Annotated in this window: 21 protein-coding genes; 16 read left to right on the plus strand and 5 right to left on the minus strand. The window is 65.2% G+C overall.

Annotated elements, in window-relative coordinates; all coding sequences use genetic code 11:
• Positions 1-23 precede the first annotated feature (23 nt).
• Complete coding sequence (locus tag HUI96_RS20860) at positions 24-1,565, minus strand: trimethylamine methyltransferase family protein (protein ID WP_188256625.1); 1,542 nt, start codon at positions 1,563-1,565, stop codon at positions 24-26.
• A 220-nt stretch (positions 1,566-1,785) separates the two neighbouring features.
• Positions 1,786-2,544, minus strand: a complete 759-nt coding sequence (locus HUI96_RS20865; protein ID WP_188256626.1) for a phosphatase PAP2 family protein — start codon at positions 2,542-2,544, stop codon at positions 1,786-1,788.
• A gap of 263 nt (positions 2,545-2,807) precedes the next feature.
• Between HUI96_RS20865 and HUI96_RS20870 the strand changes: the two genes are divergently transcribed.
• The 8 genes from HUI96_RS20870 to HUI96_RS20905 all read left to right on the plus strand — a co-directional run bounded on the left by HUI96_RS20870 (position 2,808) and on the right by HUI96_RS20905 (position 10,055).
• Entirely contained in the window at positions 2,808-3,794 is a 987-nt protein-coding gene (locus HUI96_RS20870; RefSeq protein ID WP_188256627.1) for an MDR family oxidoreductase, read from the plus strand.
• Positions 3,795-3,915: 121 nt separating this feature from the next.
• On the plus strand, positions 3,916-5,070 hold the full coding sequence (locus tag HUI96_RS20875; RefSeq protein ID WP_188256628.1) for an ROK family transcriptional regulator: 1,155 nt from the start codon (positions 3,916-3,918) through the stop codon (positions 5,068-5,070).
• Entirely contained in the window at positions 5,067-5,873 is an 807-nt protein-coding gene (locus HUI96_RS20880; RefSeq protein WP_188256629.1) for an ATP-binding cassette domain-containing protein, read from the plus strand. Before HUI96_RS20875 ends, HUI96_RS20880 begins: the two co-directional genes overlap by 4 nt.
• Positions 5,870-6,910 (plus strand): sugar ABC transporter substrate-binding protein, encoded by a 1,041-nt coding sequence (locus HUI96_RS20885; RefSeq protein WP_188256630.1) that lies wholly within the window; start codon positions 5,870-5,872, stop codon positions 6,908-6,910. The genes HUI96_RS20880 and HUI96_RS20885 overlap by 4 nt, the downstream gene beginning before the upstream one ends.
• 254 nt (positions 6,911-7,164) lie before the next feature.
• On the plus strand, positions 7,165-8,160 hold the full coding sequence (locus tag HUI96_RS20890) for an ABC transporter permease (protein WP_188256631.1): 996 nt from the start codon (positions 7,165-7,167) through the stop codon (positions 8,158-8,160).
• A gap of 7 nt (positions 8,161-8,167) precedes the next feature.
• Positions 8,168-8,938 (plus strand): SDR family NAD(P)-dependent oxidoreductase, encoded by a 771-nt coding sequence (locus HUI96_RS20895; RefSeq protein ID WP_188256632.1) that lies wholly within the window; start codon positions 8,168-8,170, stop codon positions 8,936-8,938.
• A 10-nt stretch (positions 8,939-8,948) separates the two neighbouring features.
• The gene (locus HUI96_RS20900; RefSeq protein WP_188256633.1) at positions 8,949-9,584 is read left to right on the plus strand and encodes a GNAT family N-acetyltransferase; all 636 of its coding nucleotides are present in this window, start codon (positions 8,949-8,951) and stop codon (positions 9,582-9,584) included.
• Positions 9,585-9,794: 210 nt separating this feature from the next.
• A complete protein-coding gene (locus tag HUI96_RS20905; protein ID WP_188256634.1) occupies positions 9,795-10,055 on the plus strand; it encodes a GlsB/YeaQ/YmgE family stress response membrane protein in 261 nt (86 codons plus the stop codon).
• On the opposite strand, the gene HUI96_RS20910 is transcribed toward HUI96_RS20905, so the two are convergent.
• From HUI96_RS20910 to HUI96_RS20920, 3 genes are all read right to left on the minus strand, one after another.
• Positions 10,036-10,257: a hypothetical protein gene (locus HUI96_RS20910; RefSeq protein WP_188256635.1), complete on the minus strand. Its 222-nt coding sequence runs from the start codon at positions 10,255-10,257 to the stop codon at positions 10,036-10,038. The two genes, HUI96_RS20905 and HUI96_RS20910, sit on opposite strands and share 20 nt — an antisense overlap.
• A gap of 34 nt (positions 10,258-10,291) precedes the next feature.
• Positions 10,292-11,176 (minus strand): DMT family transporter, encoded by an 885-nt coding sequence (locus HUI96_RS20915; protein WP_425299257.1) that lies wholly within the window; start codon positions 11,174-11,176, stop codon positions 10,292-10,294.
• A 150-nt stretch (positions 11,177-11,326) separates the two neighbouring features.
• Positions 11,327-12,493: a dihydrodipicolinate synthase family protein gene (locus HUI96_RS20920; RefSeq protein WP_188256636.1), complete on the minus strand. Its 1,167-nt coding sequence runs from the start codon at positions 12,491-12,493 to the stop codon at positions 11,327-11,329.
• Between the two features lie 272 nt (positions 12,494-12,765).
• On the opposite strand from HUI96_RS20920, the gene HUI96_RS20925 reads away from it, so the two are divergent.
• The 8 genes from HUI96_RS20925 to HUI96_RS20960 all read left to right on the plus strand — a co-directional run bounded on the left by HUI96_RS20925 (position 12,766) and on the right by HUI96_RS20960 (position 22,148).
• Positions 12,766-13,815 carry a LacI family DNA-binding transcriptional regulator gene (locus tag HUI96_RS20925; protein ID WP_188256637.1) on the plus strand — a complete coding sequence of 350 codons (1,050 nt, stop codon included), beginning with the start codon at positions 12,766-12,768 and terminating at the stop codon, positions 13,813-13,815.
• Positions 13,812-14,816: a Gfo/Idh/MocA family protein gene (locus tag HUI96_RS20930; RefSeq protein ID WP_188256638.1), complete on the plus strand. Its 1,005-nt coding sequence runs from the start codon at positions 13,812-13,814 to the stop codon at positions 14,814-14,816. The genes HUI96_RS20925 and HUI96_RS20930 overlap by 4 nt, the downstream gene beginning before the upstream one ends.
• An 8-nt stretch (positions 14,817-14,824) precedes the next feature.
• Complete coding sequence (locus HUI96_RS20935) at positions 14,825-16,438, plus strand: acyl CoA:acetate/3-ketoacid CoA transferase (RefSeq protein ID WP_188256639.1); 1,614 nt, start codon at positions 14,825-14,827, stop codon at positions 16,436-16,438.
• Complete coding sequence (locus HUI96_RS20940) at positions 16,431-17,210, plus strand: enoyl-CoA hydratase/isomerase family protein (RefSeq protein WP_188256640.1); 780 nt, start codon at positions 16,431-16,433, stop codon at positions 17,208-17,210. Before HUI96_RS20935 ends, HUI96_RS20940 begins: the two co-directional genes overlap by 8 nt.
• The gene (locus tag HUI96_RS20945) at positions 17,210-18,727 is read left to right on the plus strand and encodes an aldehyde dehydrogenase family protein (RefSeq protein WP_188256641.1); all 1,518 of its coding nucleotides are present in this window, start codon (positions 17,210-17,212) and stop codon (positions 18,725-18,727) included. The genes HUI96_RS20940 and HUI96_RS20945 overlap by 1 nt, the downstream gene beginning before the upstream one ends.
• A 114-nt stretch (positions 18,728-18,841) precedes the next feature.
• Positions 18,842-20,092, plus strand: coding sequence for an ABC transporter substrate-binding protein (locus HUI96_RS20950; RefSeq protein WP_188256642.1), 1,251 nt, complete (start codon positions 18,842-18,844; stop codon positions 20,090-20,092).
• A gap of 242 nt (positions 20,093-20,334) precedes the next feature.
• Positions 20,335-21,270 (plus strand): carbohydrate ABC transporter permease, encoded by a 936-nt coding sequence (locus HUI96_RS20955; protein ID WP_188256643.1) that lies wholly within the window; start codon positions 20,335-20,337, stop codon positions 21,268-21,270.
• Positions 21,267-22,148: a carbohydrate ABC transporter permease gene (locus HUI96_RS20960; protein ID WP_188256644.1), complete on the plus strand. Its 882-nt coding sequence runs from the start codon at positions 21,267-21,269 to the stop codon at positions 22,146-22,148. Before HUI96_RS20955 ends, HUI96_RS20960 begins: the two co-directional genes overlap by 4 nt.
• Positions 22,149-22,151: the final 3 nt, after the last annotated feature.

Here is a 22,151-nt window from a genome sequence, read left to right on the forward strand (position 1 = left end):
AACCGGCCGCGGCTCATGTGCAATCAAGACGTCAGTCCCCTCGCCTCGATTTCAAGGCAGCGCCTGGCCACGAACGCGTCCAGCGCCTCCTTGCGATCCGGCTCCAGAGCCGGCTGCTCGTAGGATGCGAGCTGTGTTTTCCAGCGCTCGTTCGCCCTCTCGGTTGCCGTCTTGCCGCCGTCCAGCCGCCAAGTATCGTGAGGACGAAGATCGGCGAGCAGTGGCGGGTGAAAGGCCGTCTTGAATCGGGCAAGAGTATGGTCGGCGCCGAAGAAATGACCGCCCGGGGGCGTCGCGGCTATGGCATCGAAGGCCAGGGCATCGTCCGAGAGATCGAGCGGATTCAACCAGGCACGTATTCCGCCAATCATGTCGGCGTCGACAATCACCTTCTCGAACGAGGTGGTCAGCCCGCCCTCGAGCCAGCCGGTAGAATGGTAGATGAAGTTGCCATGCGCGAGAACCGCCGCCCACAGCGACATCGACGACTCCATTACCGCCTGCGCGTCGACGGCATTGGACGAGGTCACATTGCTCGTGCGGTAAGGGAGCTTCCAGCGTCGCGCGAGCTGGCCGCCGACCAGGACGGCGTTGGCATATTCCGGCGTGCCGAAGGCCGGCGCACCCGACTTCATGTCCACGTTCGAGGTGAAGCCGCCGAAGATGACCGGCGCCCCGGGCCGTACCATCTGCGTGAAGGCGATGACGGCCAGCGCCTCGGCCGTCTGCTGCGCCAGTGCCCCGGCGATCGTCACCGGGCTCATGGCGCCGGCGAGGGTGAACGGCGTGACGATGACAGCCTGATTGGCCTCCGACATCGCCATCAGGCCGTTGAGCAGCTCCGCGTCGACGCGGCGCGGCGAGTTGACATTGATGACGCTGAAGAGGCCGGGCCGCTCGGCGAGGCCGTCGCGGTCAGTGCCCCGGACAATCGCAAGTATGTCCAGCGCATCTTCGATGCGCGTGCGTCCGATCGCGCGGGCGCCCCACACCCGATCGCTGAGGGTCGACAGGTTATAGCAGAAGTCGAGATGCCGGCTCTCCACCGGCAGATCCTGCGGCTCGACGGTTCCGCCGGCGGTGTGCACCATGTTCAGCGTATGGTGCAGCTTGATGAGGTCGATCAAGTCCTGCGACGTGCCGGGCCGGCGACCGCGGTCCAGGTCGGAGCAGTTCGGCGGACCTGCGACAGGAGCGAAAACGATCGAGTTGCCGCCGATGACGATATCCCTCTCGGGGTTGCGCGCGTGCAGCGTGAATTGCGACGGCGCCTTGCCCACGAGTTCCTTCACCAGGGCTCGATCGAAGCGCACCATCTGCGTTTCGAAGTCGACCTCCGCGCCGTTGGCTGCCAGGATCTGCAGTGCCCGCGCATTCTGGAACTCCAGGCCCAGTTCTTCGAGGATCCGGAGCGCTGTCGCCTCGATGCGCTCCAGCCCGCCCTCGTCGACGACCTCGAGCGGTGGAAACGGATTGCGGCAGAGCGACCAGGCGTCCTTCGTCACCCGGCGTGCGCTCAGCCGCTCCTCGCGCTCTGCGCTGAGGCTGCTGGCGCGCCTAGCCATGCGACACCTGCCGAGAATGGCCGAGATGGCCAACGTAGCGACTGAAAAGCACCCTGTCCGCCCCCCTCCACCGGCGCGGGCAAGTCAGTCCCAAGTCGCCGTCTGTTCGACCTGCCTAGCCAAGGCCAGCCGCAAGGCCAAGTGCCGAAATCGACAATCGGCGTCGGCGAGACAACAACTTGAGAGCCTCTCCAAGACCTCGATGGAGCCGCGCAGCCGCTCAGCCGTGGCCCGATTTCACATCGGGCGGTTCGGTGCCTTCCGGCTCGACTTCTCCGTGGCGCTGCAGCAAGAGCGCCACCGTCCAGCAGAGGATCGCCCAGGCCGCCCCGGTGCACCATCCGGCCAGCACGTCGGTGGGATAGTGCACGCCGAGATAGACGCGGCTCAGCCCGGTAACGATCGTCAGGAACACCGCGATCGAGATGAAGTAGATCTTGATGCGCCGATCGGCATTGGCCCTGGCAATGAGGGCGCCAAGGGTCAGGAACGTGACCGCCGACATCATCGCATGACCGCTCGGGAAACTCGCTGTGAATACGCGAACGGTGGTGTCGATGTCCGGCCGGGGGCGCTCGAAGATGATCTTGAGGGAGGTGTTGAGCACTTGCCCGCCGACGACGGCGACCGCCATCAGCAGGGCGAGCGCGCGCTTCTTGATCAACAGCAAGTAGCCGCATGCAGCGAGCGTGAGAAAGCCGAGGAATGCAAAACTTCCCAGAGAGGTCACATCCCGCGCCATCTCTTGCAACCAAGGCGGACCGATCGGGCTGCCTGGATTTCCGGCGCTGCGGAAAAGATGCATGATCGTCGCGTCGAGGCGGCTCGCATCGCCCTCGATAACCTCCTCGGCAATCAGACCGAAGCAGAGCAGGAGGGCGGCAACGGCGAGGACGGACGCGATGAGGCCTATCTCATCCCTCCCTTTCCGAAGCAGCGAGGACAGTCGCAGGCCCCGCACCCAGTCAGTGCTCGTCATACGCATTCCTTGTTTCAGACCCGTTCCCGTCTCCTGTGCGGAGCAGCAACAGCACGTTAGAACTAGGCCCTCCCTTCGCAAGCGGAAGAGGCGGAACCGACCTCACCTTCCGCAGAGCACGTATTGAAAAGCTGTAGGCTTGTCGCGGCAATCATGCTCGGGCAAGCTTCGCCTGCTTCTGGACTGACCGGAGAAGCGTCGTACGCGCCGGGCCGGCAGCCTGCCCTCGTCATGCCGGGGCCGAACCGAACAGGGAGACGATCATGTCCTTCAACGCCATCGTGATCCGCAAGGACGAGAGCGGCTACCGCGTCGCGAAGGAAGAGCTGGACGAAAGCACGCTGCCCGAGGGCGATGTGCTGGTGGCGATCGACCATTCGACGATAAATTACAAGGACGGACTGGCCATCACCGGCAAGGCGCCGATCGCGCGTATATTCCCGCTGGTCACCGGGATCGATTTTGCCGGGACGGTGCGGGAAAGCGCCAGCGGTGACTTCGGGCCGGGCGACCGGGTCGTGCTCAACGGCTGGGGCGTCGGCGAGACCCATTGGGGCGGCCTGTCGCAACTGGCCCGCGTCAAGGCGGACTGGCTCATCCCCCTTCCCGCCCCTCTCACCACGCGTCAGGCCATGGCGATCGGCACGGCCGGCTATACCTCGATGCTCTGCGTCATGGCGCTGGAGGATCATGGCGTTGAGCCCGGCGGCGGCGAAATCCTCGTCACCGGCGCGTCCGGCGGCGTCGGCAGCATCGCGATCTCGCTGCTCGCCAAGCGCGGCTACACCGTCGTCGCCTCGACCGGAAAAACAAGCGAGGCGGACTATCTGAAATTACTCGGCGCTGCGGAAATCATCGACCGGGCGACGCTGTCACAACCCGGAAAACCGCTCGCGAAGGAACGCTGGGCCGGGGTCATCGACACCGTCGGCGGCGCCACGCTGGCGAATGCCTGCGCGGCAACCCGCTACGGCGGCGTGGTCGCGGCCTGCGGCATGGCGCAGAGCCTCGACTTCCCCGGCAGCGTCGCTCCGTTCATCCTGCGCGGAGTGACACTTGCAGGGGTCGACAGCGTCCAATGCCCGATGCCCAGGCGGCTGAAGGCCTGGGAGCGGCTCGCTGCCGAACTGGACCTGGATCAGCTCGAAGCAATCGCCACGGAGATCGGGCTGGACGAGGTCATCCCGACCGCCCAGCAACTGATCGAGGGAAAGGTGCGCGGCCGCATCGTAGTCGACGTCAACCGCTGACGCAGGAGGCGGCTGACGCTCGACGGACAAAGCCCCAGCGAGCCAACAGCCGCATTTCTGAATTCCATTTGACAGAATACTTGCCCGGTGCAACTCTCATTCCAAGAGGAGCGCGGACGAGATGCCGCTGAGGGGGACCAACCAGGAGTTCGGGCGGCCGTACAACCGGCGCATCGTGCTCGAGTCGATAAGGCTGCACGGGCCCACCACGCGCGGCGATATTGCTGGCCGCGTCGGCCTCACGGTGCAGACCGTCTCCACCATCGTGCGCGAGTTGGAAGAACAGGGCTACGTGCTTTCGGCGCGCGACGAGCCGAGGGGGCGCGGCCTGCCGCCAGCGACGCTCCGCCTCAATCCGGAAGGCGGCTACGCGGTCGGCATCCACCTGACGCCGCTCGGCATCGACGCCGCGCTGGTCAATCTCGGCGGCGACGTGGTCGAAAGCGCGCGCCGCGAGGCGCCGGGTGCCACGCCTGATCGGGCCTTCGCCCTGATACGCTCCCTCACTTCCGAACTCACCCGCTCGAAGCCCGGCGGTCGTATTCTCGGCGTCGGAATGGCGCTGCCCGGTCCGTTCGGCGTGGAATCGATGAGCTTCATCGGCCCGACCACCATGGCGGGCTGGGAGTCCGTCGCGATCACGGAGCGGTTGGCGGAGGCGACCGACCTTCCCGCCTTCCTCGACACCGACATGGCGACCTCCGCCCTTGGCGAACAGCTCTACGGCTACGGCACGCAGTTTTCCGACTATTACTACCTCTACTTCGGCGTCGGACTGGGCGGTGCTTTCGTCCATGACGGCGCGGTGCTGCGCGGATCTTGGGGCAATGCCGGCGAGATCGGGCACATTCCCGTCGTGCCGGACGGGGAGCCCTGCCCATGCGGGAACCGCGGTTGCCTGGAGCGCTATGTCTCGCTCGACGCGCTCGGCCGCAGCGGGACGAGCGAAGACGAATGGCTGACCCGGATCGCACCGATCTTCCGCAATGCCATCATCACAATAGAAAACCTCTACGATCCGCAGTCGATCATTCTCGGCGGGCTCGCACCCGCTGGTCTGCTGGATCGGCTGGCGGAACTCGGCGGTGACCTGCCGAACTCGGTATCGGCGCGGCGCGATCGCGTCATGCCACGGGTCATGGTGGCATCGGGCGGGCAGCATTCGGTGCTGCGCGGGGCCGCCGCGCTGGTCGTCTCGGGGGCGCTGTCGCCACGCTTCGGCCGGATGTTCGCCGCCGAACGGGACATTTCGAGCGCAAGGGGAATGGCGGCATGAGCGAACCCTTGCTGGTCCTCGACAACATCACCAAGAACTACGGGGCGATCCACGCCCTGAAGGGCGTCAGCTTCTCCATCGGCAGGGGCGAGGTGGTGGCGCTGCTCGGCGACAACGGCGCCGGCAAGTCGACCCTGGTGAAGATCATCGCCGGCGGACTGGAGCCCAGTTCGGGGCGCATGCTCTTCGAAGGGAAGGAGTTTTTGGCCAGGACCCCCGCCGAGGCGAAGGCGGCAGGCATCGAGACGGTCTATCAGGACCTGTCGCTCTGCACCAATGTCGACGTCGTCGCCAATTTCTTCATGGGCCGCGAGATCACGCGAAAGGTGCTCGGCATCCCCGTGCTCGACGAAACGGCGATGGAGCAGGTGGTCGGAAACGCGCTCGCCAATGCCGGCACCCGCATCCCGTCGCTGCGCACCAAGGTGGAGCATCTCTCCGGCGGACAGCGCCAGGCGATCGAGCTCAACCGCTTCGTCCATTGGGGCGGCAAGCTGGTGCTGCTGGACGAGCCGTTTGCGGCGCTCGGGGTCGAGCAGACCCGGCGCGGCCTCGACATGATCCGCCAGGTGGCCCGGCAGGGCATCGGCGTCATCATCATCACCCACATCATGCAGCAGGCTTTTCAGGTCGCCGACCGGATCGTGGTGATCCGCCAGGGCGTGGTGGCGGGCGATGTGCCAACGAACAGAACAAGCCCAGACGCGGTGATCGGCATGATCACCGGAGAAACGCTCGCCGGCGCCGGACCGGCGGCAGAAGGGCAAAAGAGGGGTCCGGTACAAGAGGAGAGAACGATATGAAACGAATAGTCCTGGCCGCCTTAGGCGTGCTGGCAATGGCCATGGCCATGCTGACGCCTGCATTCGCGCAAACCAAAGGGACGGTCTACTACTTGGTCCCGACGCTGCTGGACGAGTTCCAGACGGGCTCGGTGAGCGCGCTCGAGATGTTCCTGAAGCAGGTCGGCTACGAGATGAAGACGCTCAACGCCGACAACAAGACGGACGCCCAACAGAGCCAGATGAACGACGTGATCGCGCTGAAGCCCGCGGCGATCATTCTGGCGGCGGTCGACTTCAATGCGCTGAAGCCGTCCGTCGAATCCGCGCGTGCCGCCGGCATTCCGGTCGTGCAGTTCGACCGCCAGATCACCTCGACGCCGTCCGACTTCACCTCCGTGGCGGGCACGATCGAGATCGGCCACATCGCGGCCGAGCAGGCCCAGAAGCTGCTCACGGAGAAGAACGGCTCGGTCAAGGGCAAGATCCTGCAGGTGCTCGGCGACCCCGGCGACCCCTACACGCTCGACATCCAGAAGGGGTTCGAGGAGAAGATGAAGGAGTTCCCGGACGTCACCATCGTCTCGCATCCGGCCATGCAGTGGGAGGCGAGCAACGCCGGCACGATCGTTGCCGACCAGCTGCTCGCCAATCCCGACATCGACCTGATCTTCAACCATGCCGCGCACCTTTCGGTCGCTGCCGTCGCCTCACTCGAGGCCGCCGGCAAGAAGCCCGGCGACATCATGATGATGAGCTCGAACGGCGCACCCGTCGGCCTCGACCTGATCCGCAAGGGCTGGCTGAACGTCGAAGTGGAGCAGCCGCTCTACGCGCAGGCCGCCGCGGTGGCGATGTTCATGGACAAGATCGTCAACAAGCAGGAGATCAAGGACGGCGAATATGACGTGATCGGTCTCAAGAGCACGCTGACGACCGAGTCCTGGGGACCGAACATCAAGATCCCGGGCGCTGCGATCGACAAGAGCAACGTCGACAACCCCGCCTTCTGGGGCAACATGAAGCCGCCGACGGATACCGTGAAGTCGGTGGAGTAAAGCGTTTCGGCTAAGGGCAGGCGCGGGGCAAGCCCCTCACCTGCCGGCCGGCATCCTCTCGCCCGTGGGAGAGGGACGCTCGGCGCCGAGACCTTCGCCAATCGCGGACGTAGAAGGTTTTGCGCCAACGACGAAGCGAGTTCTCTCTCCCCGCAAGCGGGGAGAGATGCCCGGCAGGGCAGTGAGGGGCAGCGCCTGCGCTTCGCGACTACGCAATCCAGAACAGATATTCAGTTCGCCACTCCAGAGAGCCCATGACCCCCCATACCCGCCGCACGCTCGAGTTCGTCCTCGACAATCTCGTCTGGTTCATGCTGCTGTTCGTGCTGGCGATCTTCTCGCTGTTCATCCCGAACTATTTCCAGCTCGGCATCTTCGCCAACATCATCGAGGCCTCCAGCGTACTCGGCGTCATGTCGATCGGATTGGCGCTGGTCATCATCACCGGCCACATGGACCTGTCGGTGGAATCGGTCGCCGCGCTCTCCGCCATGACGGTCGGCATTCTGTTCTGCTCGGCCGGCATCGGCTACGGCTTCCAGTTGCACCCGGAGTGGCTGATGGTGCCGGTCTCGCTGCTGATCGCGATCGCCGTGGGTTCCCTGATCGGGCTGTTCAACGGCGTGCTGGTCGTCAAGGCGCGGATGAACGCCTTCATCATCACGCTTGCGTCCTACATCTGGGTCCGCGGCCTCGTCGTCGCCGTGTCCGGCGGCCGCTCCGCCCAGGACCTCGCCCCGGCCATTCGCTGGTTCGGCATCCAGCGGGTGCTCGGCCTGCCGCTCACCGCCTGGATCGCCATCGGCTGCTTCGTGCTGTTCTCCTGGTTCATGGCCAGGACGCCGTTCGGCCGCCACCTCGTGATGATCGGCGGTAACGAGACCGCCACCTACCGCGCCGGCATCCGGGTCACGCGCAACCTGATCATCGCCTTCGCGCTGGCGGGTGCAACGGCGGGTCTGGCGGGCTGGCTGCTCACCATCCGCACATCCGGCGCCACCGCCAATCTCGGCGTCGGCCTGCTCTTCAACGCCTTTGCGGCGGTCGTCATCGGCGGCGTCAGCCTGAAGGGCGGCGTCGGCTCGCTGCCCGGCGTCTATGCCGGCGTGCTGCTGCTGTCCTCGATCAACACCGCCATCAACCTGATGGGCCTGCCGGCCAATTTCACGCAGGTGATCCACGGCCTGCTGGTGCTCGCCGCGGTGCTGCTCGACACATTGAAACAAACCATCCGCCAAAGACTTGCCTGAGGAGAAAATGGCTGGACGCATACAGGACAAGGTCGCGCTGATCATCGGCGCGGCGCGCGGCATCGGCAAGGGAATCGCACAGCGCTTCGCCGAGGAGGGAGCGCGGCTGGTGCTCGCCGACAGCGAGGACGAGGCTGGGCAGGCAACCGCGAAGGAGTTCGGCGCCCTCTTCATCCACACCGACATCTCAAAGATGGCGGATGCGGAGGCAGCAGTCGCACTCGCCCTCAACAAGTACGGGCGCCTCGACATCATCGTCCAGAATGCAGGCATCTATCCCTGGCAACTGATCGAGAACACCAGCCCGGAAGACTGGGATCGCGTGATGGCTGTCAACCTTCGCGGATCGTTCAACGCGGCGCGTGCAGCGCTCGTGCCGATGAAGGCGCAACGCTCGGGGAGCATGCTGTTCACCTCGTCGATCACCGGCCCGCATGTCACCAGCCCGGGCCACGGGCACTACTCCGCGACCAAGGCGGGCATCAACGGCCTTATCCGGTCGGCCGCGCTCGAGTTCTCCGGCTATGGCATCACGGTCAATGGCGTCGAGCCGGGCAACATCATGACGGAAGCCATCCAACTCCATCGCGGTCCCGAATTCATCAAGGGCATGGAGGAATCGATCCCGCTCGGCCGGCTTGGCACGCCGCGCGACGTGGCCAATGCCTTCCTCTTCCTAGCCTCGGACGACGCTGCCTACATCACCGGCACCACGATCGTGGTCGACGGCGGGCAGCTTCTGCCGGAAGGCAAGGATTTCCGCCTCGTCCCGCCCTGATGAAACGACAGTGATCCTCGACCTCGGCCACGGTTTTGTGCTGCGGCGGGCCACGGACGCCGACCATGCGGCGCTCTGCATCGTGTGCCTGAAGACCGGCGCGGCCGGGCAGGACGCTACTGCCCGCGAGGACGATCCCGAGTTGATGGGGATGATCTATGCCGTCCCCTACCAGGTGCTCGAGCCGGACCTGGCCTTTGTGATCGAGGGATCGAACGGCGTCGCCGGCTATCTCTTCGGCGCGCGCGACACGGGGGCCTTCAACGCGAGGCTCGCCGCCGAATGGTATCCGGCCCTGCAGGCGCGGGTCCGAGATCCGGGATCCGATCCGGCACGCTGGAAAGGCAGCGACTGGGCGCGGCGCATGATCCACCATCCGGCGCTCGATATCCCGCCCGCACTGCCTCCCTACCCCTCGCACGGCCATATCGACCTCTTGCCGGAGGCGCGCGGAAAGGACATCGGCAGGCGATGCATGGGATTTCTGGAGGAGCGGCTCGCGGCCGCCGGTTCGACCGGCCTGTTCCTCGACGTGAGCCCTGCAAACAAGGCTGCGGCGCGATTCTACGAGCGGCTGGAGTACGTGGCGCTTGCAGACCCAGAGCTTCCCACATCCTCGGTGTTCATGGTCAAGCGGTTGGCTTGACTCGGTCGCCTTTGCTCTGAGCGTCGCGCCCGTGGACAGTTTCCGTTGCGTTACCCCCTGGTGGATGGCTGAACCGCGATATGATACGGTGACTTGCTAGTCCCTTCGACCGCGATTCGCGGCGGCGGGGAAAGGCAACCCTAGAGTACTTCGTGCGTTCAATTGCCTGACCGGCGCTGCGACAACTCAGCGCGACCAAAGGAGAGAACGATGGAAGACGCTCAAGTCGGCTGGATCGCAGCCATCATCATCGGCGGTATTGCCGGCTGGCTCGCCGAGATGTTCATGAAGTCCAATCAAGGCCTTTTGATGAACATCATCCTCGGCATTGTCGGGGCCGTCATCGCCAACGCCCTGCTCAGCCTCATCGGCGTTACACTGACCGGGTGGATCGGCTATCTCATCGCGGGCTTTATCGGCGCCTGCATCTTGATTGCGATCGGAAGAGCGATCAGGCGATCGCCGGCCTAAGCTCCCTTCGGGGGCAAATCCTTTCCCATTCCTTGCCGCGCCGGCCAGGCTGGCGCGGCCTTCCATTTGGTATTTCCACCTCAGCTTCGATCTCCACCTCGTAGTCGCCGACGCCAGCCTGGATCAGCGTGAGCGACACGAGCGGCTTTATTTGACCATGCTGCCGCTGGCCGGAGCGTCCGAGGTCTCGGAGGAGGGTCAACGCGCTCCAAGCAGAACCCTTCGGTTCCCGGTCGTCAGCCCCGCCTCGCCACCAGGATACCCAAGAGCACGACCACGCCGCCGACGATCTGCGCCGGCCCCAGCGGCTCGTTCAGCAGCAGCCACGCGGCACAGGCCGCCACCACCGGCTGGATCAGCAAAGTGAGCGAGGAGAAGGAGGCCGGCAGCAGCGCCAGCGCATAGATGATGAGCCCCTGCCCTCCGGTATGGCAGATCCAGCCCAGCGCAAGGACCACCATCCATGCGGAGGCGGTGACCGGCCAGAAATTCGGCTCCCAGACGAGAGCGACAGGCAGCATGCACAGCGCCGCCGACGCCGAACTCCACAGCATTGTCGTGAGTGTCGAATAGCGGCCACGCAACCGCGAGAGCGACAGCACGTAGCCGGCGTAGAAAATCGAAGCGAGGACGGCCAGCGCATCACCGCCGGAGGGCGCGCCAGGGCCGGAGCCGGCACCGCTGTTGAGAATGAACACGCCCCCGACAGCCAGGGCAAGGCCCATCAGGAATTTCCGGGAAACGAGGCTGCCGAACAGGAGCCAACTGGCGAGGGTCACAAAGATCGGTGCCAGATTGGCCAGGAGGGAGGCATTTGCGACGGATGTGAGCTGGATCGAAATATGCCATGCGATCAGGTCGCCCGCGAGCATGACTCCGGGGAAGGCCAGCCAGCCCATGTCACGGAGCGATCGGGGCCCGTCATGGCTCCCGCCCTTCGACGGCAGGGCGGCCTTCAATGCCAGCAGCGGCAGCAGGGCCAGCATAACGCGCCAAACCGCGGTCGAGACCGGACCTATTTCGGAGAGCCTGACGAAAATCGGTGAAAGGCCGATCACGACACCGCCGAGCAGGAGGGCGGCCAGCGAGCGAGCCACTGTCCCATCGGTGGATGATTTCATAGTGTCGCGCCCTTCTCCATGAAGCGCGACCTATCAGGGCAGCACGGCGCATGGCTCAGCCAAGAGCCGGATCGTATGCGGCCAGCTTGCGGGCAGGCGCCACTCCGCGAGCTCCGCTCCGATGACGGCTGCATGGCGCCAGGCGGCGGCTCAGTCGATGCCGTAGACCGACAGAAACGCCTTCATGCGCGCCACGGCGAGCTCCGGCTTGTCGAGCACATTGGCCTTGTCGGCCAGCCGGAAGACGTCGGCATAATGGGCGATGCCGCGGGCCGACTGCATGCCGCCGAGCATGGAAAAGTGCTCCTGGTGGCCGTTGAGCCAGGCCAGGAAGACGACGCCGGCCTTATAGAACTGCGTCGGCGCCTCGAAGATTTTTCGCGACAATGGAACGGTCGGCTCGATGACGGACCGGAAGGTCGAAGTGTCCTCATTGGCCAAAGAGGCCAGCGCCTTGGCGGCCGAAGGCGCGACGGCATCGAAGATGCCGAGCAGCGCATGGCTGTGGCGCCTGCCGTCACCCTCGATCAGTTCGGCATAGTTGAAGTCGTCGCCGGTGAAGCAGAGCACCCCCTCCGGCAGGCGGTCGCGCAGCCGGACCTCCTTGGCGTTGTCGAGCAGCGAGAATTTTATGCCCTCGACCTTGTCGGCGTTGGCCTCGATTATGTCGAGCACGGTGTCCAGCGCGGCATCGAAGTCGTTGCTGCCCCAATAGCCGGCGAGCTGCGGATCGAACATGTCGCCCAGCCAGTGCAGGACCACCTTGTCCCTGGCTTGGCCGAGAATGCGGCCATAGACCTTGGCGTAGTCGTCGGGCGACTTCGCCACGCGCGCCAGGGCGCGGCTGGCCATCATGATCGCGCGGCCGCCATGCTTCTCGACGAACTCGACCTGCTCCTCATAGGCGCTGATCACATCGTCCAGGCTTTTGGCCGCGGCGGGATCGAGCTGATCGGTCCCTGCCCCGCAGGCGAGGTCGGCGCCAGGAACTGTACGCGCCTCGGCAAGCGAGCGGCGAATTAGCTCCTGCGCACCGGCCCAATCCAGGCCCATCGACCGCTGCGAAGTGTCCATCGCCTCCGCGATTTTGAAGCCCAGGCGCCAGAGATGATGGCGAAACGCCATTGTGGCGTCCCAGTCGAGTGCAGGGACGCCCCACGGGTTCGTGTCCTTGAATGGATCGGAGACGACGTGAGCCGCGGCATAGGCGATGCGGTTGAACTGAGGCACCCCGGAAGGGGGCTGAAGGGGAACGCCGGTCAGCTCGTATTCGCTGATCCGCCCATCCGCCGCGGGCAGCCTGATGCTGTTCTTCATGGGCGTTCTCCGATGTTGCAACTCCCCTAATTTAGAACGTTCCAAATTTCAAGAGGGTGGAGGAGCACTTCCTGACCTGCAGAATTCCCTGTCGCCAAGTGAGGGCGCGATCGAGCTCCGCCCGAAGATCCCCCCGTTTGCAGCCGATGCGCCGTGCGGGCAACGCAAACCGCCTATGAGTACGAACTGGACAAGCCGACAAATTCGTCCAAGTCGGCTTGACAGATTTAGAACGTTCCAAATAATCTGACCCAACCTGAAGGGAGGACCCGTTGTCGAAGGAGCGAGTGACCGTCATCGATATCGCGCGCGCTGCCGGCGTGTCGAAGTCGACCGTGTCGCTGGTCCTCCAGGGCTCACATCTCGTGAATGCGGCAACCCGCGACAAGGTCAACGCCGTGATCCGCGAACTCGGCTACGTCTACAATCGCGGCGCCGCCAACCTGCGCCAGTCCCGGGCCAAGTCCGGGATCATCGGGGTGGTGGTCAACGACCTGACGAACAGCTTCTTCGCGGAACTGGCGGTAGGCGTCGACGACGTGGTGCAGTCGGCCGGCTACGTGCAATTCCTGTCCAATACCGGAGAGAACATCGACCGCCAGCGGCAGGTCATCGCCTCCATGCGCGAGCATGGGATATCCGGCCTGATCATCTCGCCGGCGCGCGGCACGGAAGCCGCCGATCTGAAGCCTCTTACCGCGAGCGGCCTGCCGGTGGTGCTGACCGTGCGCAATATCGCGGGCGCCAAGGTGTCGACCGTGATGTCCGACAATCGCGCGGGTTCATCCGCAGCCACGGAGCATCTGTTGAAGCTCGGCCACAGGCGCATCGCCTATCTCGGCGGCTTCGACGACACGGCCGTCCATGAGGAACGCCTCGCGGGCTATCGGGATGCGCTTCAGGCAGCGGAAATCGAGCCATCCGAAGAACTCGTCATCAGTTCGGCGCCGTCGCGGGCGGGCGGCGTCGACGCGATCGGCCGGGCCATGACGGTTGCCGCGCCGCCGACGGCCGCGGTCTGCTTCAACGACGCGGTCGCCTTCGGCGTCTGCGACGGCCTGCGCAGCCGGGGCATGGAGCCCGGCCGCGATTTCGGCGTGGTCGGCTTCGACGACGTCATCGAGGCCAAGACCGCCGTTCCGGCGCTGACCACCGTCTCGGTCGATCCGCAGGGGACGGGCAGGCGCGCCGCCCAGCTGCTGCTCAAGCAGATCAATTCCGGCAGTCCGGCTGCCGAGGCGATCATCACGTCGGTGCGGCTGGTAGTGCGCCAAAGCTGCGGCGCCGGCTCATCGGCTTACCCGGAGAGGAAGGCATCATGACCGTCAAATGGGGCCTGATCGGCGCAAGCACGATCGCGAAGGAATGGGTGATCGGCGCCATCCGTGCCACCGGCGGCGAGGTCGTCAGCGTCATGAGCTCGAACCCCGAGCGCGGCCGGACCTATGCTGAGGAGAACGGCATCGCCAGGTCGGTCTCCAGCCTCGAGGAGGCCGTTTCCGACCCTGACATCGACGCCGTCTACATTTCGACCACCAACGAGCTTCACCGCGACCAGGCGATTGCGGCCGCGCGGGCGGGCAAGCATGTGCTTTGCGAAAAGCCCCTCGCCCTCACCCTCGACGACGCCCATGCCATGGCCGCCGCAGGGCGCGAGGCGGGCGTGGTGATGGCAACCAACCACCATTTGCGCAACGCCGACACGCACCGGGCGATGCGCGCCGCGATCGAAGCGGGAAAGATCGGCAGGGCGCTCTCGGCCCGCGTGTTCCACGCGGTCTACCTGCCGCCGCATCTGCAGGGCTGGCGCATCGACAAGCCGCAGTCGGGCGGCGGCGTCATCCTCGACATCACCGTGCACGACGCCGACACGCTGCGCTTCGTCCTTGGCGACGATCCGGTCGAAGTCTCGGCAATGTCGCAGGAAGGCGGCATGGGCAAAGAAGGCCTCGAGGACGCCGTGATGGGCGTGATGCGCTTCCGCTCCGGCGTCATCGCGCAGTTCCACGACGGCTTCACCACCAAGTTCGCCGGCACCGGCTTCGAGGTGCACGGCACCGAGGGCTCGCTGATCGCTCGCGATGTCATGACCCAGCGCGCGGTCGGCACGGTCACGCTGCGCACCGCCGACGGCGAAGAGCAGTTGCAGCTCGGCAACCGCAATCTCTACGAGCGGGCGCTGGAAGCCTTCCATGCGGCAATCGCCGGCAAGGGCCAGCCGTCCGCCACGATCGAGGATGGCATTTGGTCGCTCGCCACGGGCCTCGCGACCCTTGAGGCGGCCAGGAGCGGCCGCGCGGTGAAGATCGAACCGGGACTTTGAGAATTCTGATGAGCAAGGTGATCAGCCCCGCGGAGGCGGCGGCCCTTATTCCGGACGGCGCCATCGTCTCCGTCTCGTCGTCGAGCGGCCTCGGCTGTCCCGACCTGATGCTGAAAGCGATCGGCGAGCGCTTCGACGCGACCGGGCACCCGCGCGACCTCACGACGCTGCACCCGATCGCCGCCGGCGACATGAGCGGCATCAAGGGCGTCGATTACATCGCCAAGCCGGGCCTGCTGAAGAGGATCATCGGCGGGTCCTATCCGTCCGGACCGTCTTCGTCGGAGCCGCCGCTGATTTGGCAAATGATCACCGGCGACCAGATCCCGGCCTACAACATCCCCTCCGGCATCATGTTCGACATGCACCGCGAGGCGGCGGCCAAGCGCCCCGGCGTGCTGACCAAGGTCGGGCTGGACACCTTCGTCGACCCGCGCCGCCAGGGCTGCGCCATGAACACGTCGGCGACGCGGGAGCCGGTTGTGAAGACGGTCGAGTTCGAGGGCGAGGAGTGGCTCTACTTCCCGGCGATCGTCCCGTCCGTGGCGATCATCCGCGCCACCACCGCCGACGAGCGCGGCAACCTCACCTATGAGCATGAGGGCGCCTATCTCGGCGGCCTCGACCAGGCCCTGGCCGCCCGCAACAATGGCGGCATCGTCATCGCGCAGGTGAAGCGCATCACCCAGGAAGGCTCGCTTCGGCCGCACGACGTGCGCGTCCCCGGCAATCTGGTCGACTACGTCATCGTCGACCCGGAGCAGAAGCAGACCACGCAGACGTCCTATGATCCCGCCATCTCCGGCGAGATTTTTCGGCCGCTCTCCAGCTTCAGGGTCCCTGAGTTCAATGTCCAGAAGATCATCGCCCGGCGCGTCGCGCAGGAACTGCAGTCCGGCAGCGCGGTCAATCTCGGCTTCGGCATCTCGGCCAACGTACCGCGGATCCTGATGGAAGAAGGCCTGCACGGCGCGGTCACCTGGGTGATCGAGCAGGGCGCGGTGGGCGGCGTGCCGCTGCTCGACTTCGCCTTCGGCTGCGCCTCCAACGCCGACGCCTTCATGCCCTCGCCCTATCAGTTCACCTATTTCCAGGGCGCGGGCTTCGACGCATCCCTGCTTTCCTTCCTGGAGATCGGCCGCGACGGCTCGGTGAACGTCTCGAAGCTGTCGTTCCGGCCGCACGTGACCGCCGGCGCCGGCGGCTTCGTCGACATCACCGCGCGAGCGAAGAAGATCGTCTTCTCTGGGATGTTCAACGCCGGTGCGAAGCTCGGCATCGCAGACGGCAAGCTCGTCATCGAAAAGGAAGGCAAGCTCAAGAAGCTGGTGAACGAGGTCGAGCACGTCACCTTCTCGGGCCGTCGCGCCGTCGAGCAGGGCCAGGACATCACTTACGTCACCGAGCGCTGCGTGATGAAGCTCACCCCGCAGGGCATCCTGCTTACCGAGATCGCGCCCGGCGTCGACCTGAAGACGCATATCCTCGACCAGTCGGAGTTCCCGCTGCTGGTTTCGGAGGACCTCAAGGTCATGGACGCCGCGCTCTTCAACGAGGCTCCTATCGGGCTCACCCTGCCCGCCAAGCCGAAGCGCTCATTGACGGAAGCGTCCCATGCCTGAGCAGCGGATCAGGATCGAAACCGAGGGCGCCGTTGCCACGATCGTCGTGGCGCGGCCGGAAAAGCTCAATGCCTTCGACATTCCGATGCTGCAGGAGCTTCTCGCCGCATGCGATGCGGTCGAGGCGAACCGGCAGATCCATGCCGTCGTGCTGACCGGTGAAGGCAAGGCATTCTCGGCCGGCGGCGACATCAAGGCCTGGGCCGGCATGGAGCCCGACGAGTTCGGCCATGCCTGGGTGCGCTTCGGCCATCGCGTGTTCGAACGGCTGGCCACGCTGCGCATGCCGGTGGTCGCCGCGCTGAACGGGCATGCGCTTGGCGGCGGGCTGGAGTTCGCAGCAGCGGCCGACATCCGCATCGCCGAGGCGCAGATCAAGATCGGCATGCCGGAGACCTCGCTCGGCATGGTGCCGGGCTGGTCGGGCACGCAGCGGCTGGTGAAGCGCTTCGGCGCGCAGATCATCCGCCGCATGGTGCTCGGCGGCGAGGTGTTCACCGCCGAAGAGGCGCGGCTGAACGGGCTGATCGACCAGGTCGTGGAGACCGGGCAGGCGGTGGCCGCGGCGAAGGAATATGCGGCGCGCATCTGCACCCGCGGGCCTGCCGCGATCGAGATCTCCAAACTGATGCTTTCCGTCGCCGCCGGCGAGGACAACGGCACCGCCGTCGAGGCGCTGGGCTCCATCCTCGTCGCCAAGACCGGCGACCTGAAGGAAGGCGTCGCGGCCTTCGGCGAGAAGCGCCCGGCCGCATTCAAAGGACTTTGGTAATGACTGTACTCGTACGCCCCTCGCCCCTGCCCGATCCCAAGGTCCGCAGCTTCGACATGCTGATCGGTGGCAAGTGGACCGCCGGACAGGAAGGACGCGTCATCGAACGCACCGCGCCGAGCCACGGCATGGTGGTGAGCCGCTACCGGGCCGGCACCGCCGCCGATGCCGAACGGGCCATTTCGGCGGCGCGCGAGGCGTTCGACAACGGGCAGTGGCCGCGCATGACGGCGGCGGAGCGTTCGCGAATCCTGCTCAAGGCGGCGGACCTTATTTCCGCGCGCGCAGACGAACTCGCCTATCTCGACGCCATCGAAGCCGGCAAGCCGATCACGCAAGTCAAGGGCGAGATCGCCGGCGCGGTCGACATCTGGCGCTATGCCGCCGCCCTCGCCCGCGATCTGCATGGCGAGAGCTACAACACACTGGGCGACGGCACGCTGGGCGTGGTGCTGCGCGAGGCGATCGGCGTGGTGTCGATCATCACCCCGTGGAACTTCCCCTTCCTGATCGTCAGCCAGAAGCTTCCGTTCGCGCTCGCTGCCGGTTGCACGACGGTCGTCAAGCCGTCCGAACTCACCTCGGGCTCGACCTTGGTGCTCGGCGACATCCTCATTGAAGCGGGCGTGCCGGCCGGCGTGGTGAACATCCTGGTCGGCACCGGCCCCGAGGTCGGCGCACCGATGACCTCCCACCCGGACGTAGACATGGTCTCCTTCACGGGCTCGACCGGCGTCGGCCGCCTGACCATGGCGAATGCCGCCCAGACCCTGAAGAAGGTCTCGCTTGAGCTTGGCGGCAAGAACCCGCAGATCGTCTTTCCCGATGCCGACCTCGACGCCTTCGTCGATGCCGCAGTGTTCGGCGCCTATTTCAACGCCGGCGAATGCTGCAATGCCGGCTCGCGGCTGATCCTGCATAAGAGCATCGCCAGCGACCTCGTCGCGCGTATTGCCGAATTGTCGAAGCAAGTGAAGGTCGGCGACCCGCTCGACCCGACGACCCAGGTCGGCGCGATCATCACGCCGCAGCATCTCGAGAAGGTTACCGGCTATGTAGCAGATGCGGCCAAGAGCGGCGCTACGATCACGCTGGGCGGTCAGCCGCTCGACTTCGGAATCGGACAATATATGGCGCCGACGATCCTGTCGGATCTGTCACCCGAAATGCCGGTCGCGCGCGACGAAGTGTTCGGGCCCGTCCTGTCAGTCCTCACTTTCGAAACGATTGAAGAAGCCGTAAGAATAGCCAACGCAGTCGATTACGGTCTGTCAGCGGCGGTGTGGAGCCGCGACTTCGATACTTGCATAACGATCGGTCGGCGCGCGAGGGCGGGAACTGTGTGGGTGAATACCTTCATGGACGGCGCTAGCGAACTGCCCTTCGGCGGATACAATCAATCCGGCCTCGGCCGGGAATTGGGACGTCACGCGGTGGAGGACTATACCGAGACCAAGACGCTCAACATGCATATCGGCGACCGCACCGCCTGGTGGATGCCGCGCGGGCAGTCGTGAGCGGCCGAGCAGAGAATTTGAGGAATTCCTTGCGGGACTGGAAGGGACCGCGGGGAGAAGTTGCCCCGGCATGGTGCCTGGGCGTTGGTGAACCCCAAAGGGGAGGAGTCTAAAATGCGTAAGATGATCCTGAAGGCGGCGCTCGCCGCGCTTCTCGTCAGCCCGGCTGCGGTCGCAGTCGCGGCCGACGAGGTCGAGGTGCTGCACTGGTGGACGTCCGGCGGCGAGGCCGCGGCGCTCGACGTGCTGAAGAAGAAGCTGGAGAGCCAGGGCGTTACCTGGAAGGACATGCCGGTGGCCGGCGGTGGTGGCGAGCAGGCGATGACCGCGCTGCGCGCCCGCGTCACGGCCGGCAACCCACCGACCGCCGTGCAGGCGCTGGGCTTCGACATCACCGACTGGGCCAACCAGGGCGTGCTCGGCGACCTGAACCCGGTTGCCGACAAGGAAGGCTGGGACAAGGTGGTGCCGGAGGCGCTGCAGAAGTTCTCTAAGCATGACGGCAAGTGGATCGCCGCGCCGGTAAACGTCCACACCACCAACTGGATCTGGATCAACAAGAAGGCCCTCGATGCCGCCGGTGGCAAGGCACCGGAGACCTGGGACGAACTCATCGCCGTTCTGGACAAGATGAAGGAGAACGGCATTTCGCCGATCGGCCATGGCGGCCAAGCCTGGCAGGACGCCACGATCTTCGACGCCGTCGTCCTTGCCGAAGGCACCGACTTCTACAAGGCCTCGATGGTCGACCTCGATCCTGCCGCGCTGAACAGCGACAAGATGGTCGGCGTTTTCGACAAGATGGCCAAGCTCAAGGAGTATGTCGATGCGGACTTCTCCGGCCGTGACTGGAACCTCGCTTCCGCCATGGTCATCGAGGGCAAGGCCGGCATGCAGTTCATGGGCGACTGGGCCAAGGGCGAGTTCCTGAAGGCCGGCCAGAAGCCGGGTACCGACTTCGTCTGCGTCCGCTTCCCGGGCACGCAGGGCGCCGCGACCTTCAACGCCGACCAGTTCATGATGTTCAAGGTCGGCGACGACAAGCTGAAGGCCCAGGAGATGATGGCCTCCGACATCATGAGCCCCGAGTTCCAGTCGGCCTTCAACGTGGTCAAGGGCTCGGCGCCGGCGCGCACCGACGTTGCCGACACCGACTTCGACGATTGCGGCAAGAAGGCCATCAAGGACTTGGCCGAGGCTAACTCGAACGGCAAGCTGTTCGGCTCGATGGCCCACGGCCATGCCAATCCGGCAGCCGTGAAGAACGCGATGTATGACGTCATCACGCGTCACTTCAACGGCGAGATGGACTCCAAGCAGGCCGCGCAGGAACTCGCTGACGCCGTGGCGGCCGCCAAGGGCTGATCCGCACAAACCGCGCTCCGGCCGTTCTGGCCGGAGCGCACCTCGACCCCTCCTCCGGCCGCTTGCGGGCCTGCGTCTACCCAGCGGGAAGGGCGCTTCGCACCGAGCCGAGCAAGCCAGAGCCGCGTGGCAGCCAGAGCGGTCGCCGGACACTCTCCTTCTTTGCTGTAGGAGACGGTGATCGCGCAAGCGGCCGGATGAGGGGTGGACCACGTAGAAAGTTGCTCGAAGGAGCAAGCACCATGGCCCAAACGCAAGCAGAGATCGTCCCCGTCCTGACCCGGCGGCAAAGCCGAGCGCCCAAGGAGGTGCTGCAGGACTGGCTGCCGAAGCTGGTGCTGGCGCCCAGCTTCGCGATTGTCCTGCTGTTCGTCTACGGCTTCATCCTGTTCACCGTCGTGCTGTCGTTTACCGGCTCGAAGCTGCTGCCCGACTTCTCCACCTGGGTCGGCTTCAGCAATTACGTCAGGCTGTTCAACCACCCGAACTGGCTGACCTCGCTGAAGAACCTGGCGATATTCGCTTCACTGTACGTCATCGTGTGTTCGGTGCTCGGGCTCGGGCTGGCCATCCTGCTCGACCAGAAGATCCGAGCCGAGGGACTGATCCGGCCGATCTATCTCTACCCGATGGCGCTGTCCTTCATCGTCACCGGCGTCGCCTGGAAGTGGTTCCTCGACCCGGGCATCGGTCTCGAGCACATCGTGAAGGATCTCGGCTGGGAGAGCTTCTCCTTCCGCTGGATCAAGGACGGGCAGATGGCGATCTACACCATCGTCATCGCTGCGGTCTGGCAGTCGTCCGGCTTCGTCATGGCGATGTTCCTGGCCGGGCTGCGCGGCGTCGACAACGAGGTGATCAAGGCGGCGCAGATCGACGGCGCCTCCACCGTCACCATCTACCGGCGCATCATCATCCCCTTGATGCGACCCGTCTTCCTGTCGGCTTTCGTGGTGCTCGCCCACCTCGCCATCAAGAGCTACGACCTGGTGGTGGCGATGACCGACGGCGGTCCCGGCACCTCGACCTGGACGCCGGCGCTGTTCATGCAGAAGTTCACCTTCGGCCGAAACGAGATGGGCATGGGCGCGTCCTCGGCCATCATCATGATGATGATGATCTTCTCGATCATCGTTCCGTATCTCTATTCCGAGCTTAGAGGAGAGCGCCGCACATGAGCGCCGCTGCCCAGGACATCGCGACCCGCAACGCCGTGATCGCGCGAGCGATCATCTACGCGGTGCTGATCCTGTTCGCCGTCTACTACCTGCTGCCGCTTTACGTGATGCTGGCGAACTCGCTGAAGCCGCTCGACGAGATTCGGCAGGGCAACATGCTGGCGCTGCCGCAGGAATGGACGATTGCGCCATGGCTGTCGGCCTGGTCGACGGCGCAGATCGGCGTGCAGCCGACCGGCCTCAAGCCCTACTTCCTGAACTCAGTGCTGATGGTCGTTCCCGCCGTCGCCATCTCCACCATTCTCGGCGCGCTGAACGGCTATGTGCTGACCAAGTGGCGCTTCCGCGGCGACAACATCGTCTTCGGACTGATGCTGCTCTCCTGCTTCATCCCGTTCCAGATCGTGCTGATCCCGTCGGCGCGCATCCTCGGACTGCTCGGTCTCGCCGGCACCGTGCCGGGGCTGGTGCTGATCCATGCCGTCTACGGTCTGGGCTTCACGACGCTGTTCTTCCGCAACTACTACGAGGCGTTCCCGAACGAGTTGGTGCGCGCCGCACAGATCGACGGCGCCACGTTTTTCCAGATCTTCCGGCGCATCCTGCTGCCTTCATCGGGGCCGATCATCGTCGTCACCGTGATCTGGCAGTTCACCAACATCTGGAACGACTTCCTGTTCGGATCCTCGTTCTCCAGCGTAGATTCCATCCCCATCACCGTGGCCTTGAACAACCTGGTGAATTCGTCGACCGGCGTGAAGGAATACAACGTCCACTTCGCCGGCGCGATCCTCGCCGCGCTGCCGACGCTGATCGTCTACATCGTCTCCGGACGCTACTTCGTGCGCGGCCTCATGGCCGGCGCCGTCAAGGGTTGAACC

Origin of the sequence: Pseudaminobacter soli (ex Zhang et al. 2022) (genome assembly GCF_014595955.1) — a bacterium.
In the GTDB taxonomy this organism is placed as follows: domain Bacteria; phylum Pseudomonadota; class Alphaproteobacteria; order Rhizobiales; family Rhizobiaceae; genus Kumtagia; species Kumtagia pseudosoli.